Below are 1118 nucleotides of genomic sequence, written 5' to 3' on the forward strand. Positions count from 1 at the left end.
TTTGAATGCGGCAACGGGCGCAATACGCTGGTGTTTGCCGATGACGCCGGCTCGGTGCCGCCGGGCATTGTCCTGCCCTACCAGCCGGGTGACACCAGTACGCTGGGTGAACCCGCCATCAGCAACCTGACACACAGGGCACAAGTCCGCCCTGCACAGGTGCAACTCAAAGACTACACCTTCAAAAATCCCGCGTGGCCGGCCGAATTCAGCCAGCAGATGAAGGAAGACACCCTGCAACAGCGGTATTACGAACATTACGACTATCCGGGTCGTTTTAAGGATGAGGCGCACGGTAAGGATTTCACCCGTTACCGGCTGGAAGCGCTGCGCAACGATGCCGTGACCGGGCAAGGCAGCGGCAATGCCATTGCCATCCAACCGGGGCGATTATTCACCCTGTACAACCACCCGCGGGAAGATCTGAATCAGTCCTGGCAGGTCGTGGGCGCCAGCCATGCCGGCAGCCAGCCCCAGGCGCTGGAAACCGCCAACAGCGGCACGGGCACCAGCCTGAACAGCCAGTTCCACTTTATCCGCCATAACCAGCACTGGCGCCCTGCGCCGCTGCCAAAACCCGTGATTGACGGCCCGCAGATCGCCAAAGTGGTGGGGCCGGCCGGCGAAGAGATTTTCTGTGATCAGTACGGGCGAATTCGCCTCCAGTTCCCGTGGGATCGCTACGGCAAGAGCGATGACCAGAGTTCCTGCTGGATACGCGTCACCCAGCCGTGGGCGGGGCAAGGCTGGGGCATGCTGGCGATCCCGCGTATCGGCCAGGAAGTGGTGGTGGATTTTCTGCACGGCGACCCGGATCAGCCGATCGTTACCGGGCGTACCTACCACGCCAGCAACATTCCACCGGGCGGGCTGCCGGGCAGTAAAACCCAGATGGCCTTCCGCTCCAAGACCCACAAGGGCGAAGGGTATAACGAGCTGCTGTTTGAAGATGCGAAAGGCAGTGAGCGGCTGGCATTGCATGCGCAGCGGGATATGAGTACGGAAGTTCTCAATAACCGGTCAACCCGTGTGGTGCATGACCACACAGAAAGTGTCGGCAACAATCAGGTGATTACCGTGCGCAAAGATCGTCATAAGGAAATCATCGGTACGGAAGT

Annotated in this window: 1 protein-coding gene; it reads left to right on the forward strand. The window is 60.1% G+C overall.

All coding sequences use genetic code 11. The annotated features are described in order from the left end of the window. Positions 1-1118, forward strand: a 1118-nt coding sequence (gene tssI / locus Xedl_RS19700) for a type VI secretion system tip protein TssI/VgrG (RefSeq protein WP_143187509.1), incomplete at both ends; no start/stop codon positions are given.

Source organism: Xenorhabdus eapokensis, from assembly GCF_001908105.1.